3 protein-coding genes are annotated in these 5,260 nt (G+C 66.2%); all 3 read right to left on the bottom strand.

From position 1 onward, the window contains the following. Positions 1 to 295 precede the first annotated feature (295 nt). Positions 296 to 2,812 carry a DNA gyrase subunit A gene (gene gyrA, locus U9980_RS21550; RefSeq protein WP_322748689.1) on the bottom strand — a complete coding sequence of 839 codons (2,517 nt, stop codon included), beginning with the start codon at positions 2,810 to 2,812 and terminating at the stop codon, positions 296 to 298. Between the two features lie 101 nt (positions 2,813 to 2,913). Further along, complete coding sequence (gene gyrB / locus U9980_RS21545) at positions 2,914 to 4,848, bottom strand: DNA topoisomerase (ATP-hydrolyzing) subunit B (protein ID WP_322769585.1); 1,935 nt, start codon at positions 4,846 to 4,848, stop codon at positions 2,914 to 2,916. A 216-nt stretch (positions 4,849 to 5,064) separates the two neighbouring features. Then, a partial coding sequence (locus U9980_RS21540) for a DciA family protein (RefSeq protein ID WP_322769584.1) occupies positions 5,065 to 5,260 on the bottom strand: 196 nt, incomplete at its 5' end.

The following is a 5,260-nucleotide window of genomic DNA, read 5'->3' as shown; positions in this document are numbered from 1 at the left end:
GGCGAGCCCGGAGTCACCCGCGGTGACACCTTCGTGCCGGGGGCGTCCCGTGGCATCCGCAGGTCCCGGACGACGGACGGGGCCTGCTGGGCCCGGGTGCCGTCATCCTGCGAGCCCGGCGCAGCGCCCGAAGCCGCCGACATCCGCCCGTCATCGTGGGCCTCCTTGCTCCGGCCAGAGGGCTGCTCCGACCGTGGCGAGGAAGATCCACGCAAGGCCGGCGACCGGGTGGTCCGGTCGTCATCGCTGCTGCTCACGGTCCATCTCCCGCCATGCCCGGCCCGACGCCGACCACTTAGGCTGAGTCTCCCCCGCCGGGACTGGTCGTCGAACCGTTGTCCGAGTTGTCGTCAGCATCAGCATTGCGCGCCACCCCGACGACCTGGACGCCGGCCTCCAGATCGATGAGCCGGACGCCCATGGTCTGCCGCTGGGCCCGCCGGACGTCACGTGCGACGGTGCGCAGCACGCCACCGTTGGACGTGATGGCGTACAGCTGATCGTCCTGGCCTACCACCAGGGCACCGACCAGTCCGCCGCGAGTGGAGACGATCTTCGCGGTCAGGACGCCCTTGCCACCGCGTCCCTGCACCGGATATTCGCCCAGGGACGTCCGCTTGGCGTAGCCCCCGCTGGTGGCGACCAACAGATTGGCTTCCGAGCTCGGCGGCACGACCTCCATCGCGAGCAGTTCGTCGTCGGAGTCGAAACGCATCCCGATGACACCCGAGGTGGCACGGCCCATCGGGCGGAGCTGCTCGTCGTCGGCGTGGAACCGGATCGACTGGGCTTGGCGGCTGACCAGCAGCAGATCGTCGCCCGCGGACACGAGCCGGGCCGCGATCAGCTCGTCGTCGTCACGCAGGTTGATGGCGACCAACCCACCGGACCGGTTCGAGTCGAACTCGGCCAGCGCGGTCTTCTTGCACAGCCCGCGCCGGGTCGCGAGGACCAGGTAGGGCGCCGCGTCATAGTCGTTGATCGCGATCACTTCGGCGATCCGCTCGTCCTGACCGAACGCGAGGATGTTCGCCACGTGCTGGCCCTTGGCCGTTCGGGCCTGTTCGGGCAGCTCGTGCGCCTTGGCCCGGTACACCCGTCCCTTGTTGGTGAAGAACAGCAGCCAGTGATGGGTGGTCGTGACGAAGAAGTGCTCGACGATGTCGTCCTCGCGCAGCGCAGCGCCCTGCACGCCCTTGCCGCCACGGCGCTGTGACCGGTAGAGGTCGGTCTTCGTTCGCTTGGCGTAACCACCGCGGGTGACGGTGACCACGACGTCCTCGCGGGCGATCAGATCCTCGACGGACATGTCGCCCTCGAACGGGACGAGCCGTGTCCGCCGCTCGTCACCGAACCGGTCGACGATCTCGGTGAGCTCCTCGCCGATGATCTCCCGTTGCCGGGTCGGCGAGGCAAGGATCGCCTCCAGTTCGGCGATCTTCGCGCGCAGCTCGGCCGCCTCATCGATGATCTTCTGGCGCTCGAGCGCGGCGAGCCGGCGCAGCTGCATGTCCAGGATGGCGACCGCCTGGATCTCCGACAGGGAGAACCGCTCCATCAACTGCCCGCGCGCGGCGTCCGCCGACTCGGCGTTGCGGATGAGGTTGATCACCTCGTCCAGATGGTCGAGCGCGATCAGCAGGCCCTCGAGGACGTGCAGGCGCTCGCGGGCCTTGCGCAACTGGTAGCGGGTCCGACGGACGATGACGTCGACCTGGTGGTCGACGTAGAAGCGCACCATCTGGTCCAGCCGTAGCGTGCGCGGCACCCCGTCGACGATCGCCAGCATGTTCACGCCGAACGTGTCCTGTAGCTGGGTGTGCTTGTACAGGTTGTTCAGGACGACCTTCGCGACCGCGTCCCGCTTGAGATCAATGATCAACCGTTGGCCGGTACGCGCCGAGGTCTCATCCCGGATGTCGGAGATGCCGCTGACCCGGTTGTCCCGGACGAGTTCGGCGATCTTCTCCGCGAGATTGTCGGGGTTGACCTGGTAGGGCAGCTCGGTGACGACAAGCTGGGTCCGGCCCTTGTTCTCCTCCACCTGCACGACGGCCCGCATGCGGATGCTGCCGCGCCCGGTGCGGTAGGCGTCCTCGATGCCCTGGCGGCCGACGATGAGTCCGGAGGTGGGGAAGTCCGGCCCCTTGATCATCCCGAGCAGCGCTTCGAGCAGTTCTTCGTCGGTCGCGTCGGGGTTCGTCAGGAACCACTTCACCCCGGCAGCCACTTCGCGCAGGTTGTGCGGGGGGATGTTGGTCGCCATCCCGACCGCGATGCCACCGGCACCGTTGACCAGCAGGTTGGGAAACCGGCTGGGCAGGATTGTCGGCTCCTGCGAGCGGCCGTCGTAGTTGGCGGCGAAGTCGACCGTGTCCTGGTCGATGTCGCGCAGCATCTCCATGGCCAGCTGCGCGAGTCGTGACTCGGTGTAACGCATTGCGGCCGGCGGGTCATTGCCCGGTGAGCCGAAGTTCCCGTTACCGTCGACCAACGGATAGCGCAGCGACCACGGCTGGGCCAGCCGCACCAACGTGTCGTAGATCGCGGAGTCGCCGTGCGGGTGGTAGTTACCCATGACATCACCGACGACACGCGAACACTTGAAGTACCCGCGGTCCGGGCGGTAGCCACCGTCATACATCGCGTACAGGACGCGCCGGTGCACGGGCTTGAGGCCGTCGCGGACCTCCGGCAACGCCCGGCCGACGATGACCGACATCGCGTAGTCGAGGTACGACCGCTGCATCTCGACTTCGATACCGATGGGTTCAACCCGATCGCCTGGCGGCGGAGGCAGTACGTCGGTCACGCGGGTCCTTCCAGACAGGGGTGGTGAGGACGGTCAGCCGTGCGCGGTGCAAACTGTCCAGTATTTCCGATATATCTGATATGGGCTATTTTTGATATGGGCTAAATGTCGAGGAAGCGGACGTCCTTGGCGTTGCGCTGGATGAACGAGCGCCGCGCGTCGACGTCCTCACCCATCAGGATGGAGAAGAGCTCGTCCGCCACGGCTGCGTCGTCCAACGTCACCTGCAGCAGAATGCGGCGCTCCGGGTCCATGGTGGTGTCCCACAGCTCGGTCGCGTTCATCTCGCCGAGACCCTTGAAGCGCTGGATCGCGTCCTTGGGCAGCTTGCGCCCAGCCTCGACGCCGTGCGTGATCAGACCGTCGCGTTCGCGGTCGGAGTAGGCGTACTGCCAGTCCTCGCGACCCCATTTGATCTTGTAGAGCGGCGGCTGGGCGAGGAAGACATATCCGGCCTCAACCAGCGGACGCATGAACCGGAAGAGCAGCGTCAGCAGCAACGTCCGGATGTGCTGACCGTCGACGTCCGCGTCCGCCATCAGCACTATCTTGTGATAGCGCAGCTTGGTCGCGTCGAAGTCGTCGTGGATGCCGCAGCCGAGCGCCTGGATCAGCGCCTGGACCTCGGTGTTCTTCAGTACCCGGTCGATCCGGGCCTTCTCGACGTTCAGGATCTTGCCACGCAGCGGCAGGATCGCCTGGAACTTCGAATCGCGGCCACCCTTGGCCGAACCGCCCGCCGAATCCCCCTCGACGATGTAGACCTCACAACGCTCCGGATCGGTATACTGACAGTCAGCGAGCTTGCCCGGTAGGCCTGTCCCGCCGAGCAGACCCTTACGACGGGTCAGGTCGCGAGCGGCGCGAGCGGCGATCCTCGCCCGCTGAGCGTCCATCGCCTTACTGACGATCGCCCGCGCCTCGACCCGGTTGGCCTCAAGCCAGTCCTTCAGCGCCGCATAGCACATCTCCTGGACGAACCGCTTGGCTTCGCTGTTGCCGAGCTTGGTCTTGGTCTGTCCCTCAAACTGCGGCTGCGCCAGCTTCACCGAGATGATCGCGGTCAGGCCCTCGCGGATGTCGTCCCCGGCCAGGCGCTCGTCGGGGTTCTTGCCGTTGGCCTTCGGTGGCTTGAGCAGGTTCTGGTCCTTGGCGTAGGCGTTGACCGCGCTGGTCAGAGCCGCGCGGAAGCCTTCCTCGTGGGTGCCGCCCTCGTGGGTGTTGATGGTGTTGGCGAAGGTGTAGACCGACTCGTTGTAGCCGGCGTTCCACTGCATCGCGAGCTCGGCCTCGATGCCGGTGCCCTTGGAATCCAGCGATATGACCGTCTTGTGAATCGGGTCCTTGCTGGCGTTGAGATGATCGACGAAGTCGACGAGCCCGCCCGTATAGCAGTAGGTGACCTCTTCAGGCTCCTCGGGACGCTCGTCGCGCAGGCTGATCGTCAGCCCCTTGTTCAGGAACGCCATCTCCTGCAGCCGGCGGGTGAGAGTCTCGTATTTGTAGTCGGTCGTCTCGAAGATCGTGTCATCCGCCCAGAAGGTGACGACCGTACCGGTCTTCCTCGTCGGCGCGCCCTTGGCCAGTGGTGCGGCCGGACGGGTGTTCGCATACGGCTGGAACCAGGTGAAGCCCTCGCGGCGGATCTCGACCTCCAGGCGGGTGGACAGCGCGTTCACCACGCTCACGCCGACCCCGTGCAGACCGCCGGACACCGCGTAGGACTTGCCGTCGAACTTCCCACCGGCGTGCAGGGTGGTCAGGACGACCTCGACCGCCGGACGCTTCTCGGTCGGATGCTCACCCACCGGGATGCCACGGCCATTGTCTGCGACCCGCACGCCACCGTCGGCGAGCAACGTGACATTGATCGTGTCGCAGTAGCCGGCGAGCGCCTCGTCCACAGCGTTGTCCACAACCTCGTACACAAGGTGATGGAGACCGCGTTCCCCAGTAGAGCCGATGTACATACCCGGACGCTTGCGAACCGCGTCGAGACCCTCAAGAACCTTGATCGAACTTGCATCGTAGGTCACGCGGTATGTCCCCTCGTCCTCGACTGCGAACTACGCGAGAAGCGTCTCCTGATTCTACCTGGCCCTTCCACCAGGAAGACTGTGGGTGGCCCCTGGCATGCGCGCAGCGCCCCGCACAGCTTTCCGTCGAACCCCAGTACGCGACTTCCCCCGGATGGCGCCTCCGGCGCGATCCAGGGGACCCCGACACCTACGGCGACACCTACCGTCGGCCGCTCAGCCGTAGGTGTCGCGGGGACCGCGCCCGCCGGACGCATGCAGGGGGCCGTGCCGCCAACTGGGCGTGGTCGGACCTCGGACCACGATTCGGCGTACCACTTCCGGCCCAAGCTCCTTACTTAGAGTAACCAAAAGTTGTCGGGACAACAGCCGCAGCTGCGTTGCCCAGGCGGTTGACTCGGCGGCCAGCTCG

The sequence above is a fragment of the Protofrankia sp. Cr1 genome, assembly GCF_963555865.1.
GTDB lineage: Bacteria > Actinomycetota > Actinomycetes > Frankiales > Frankiaceae > Protofrankia.
Note: the sequence above shows the minus strand (reverse complement) of the source record. Positions and strands in the feature narration are given on the sequence as shown.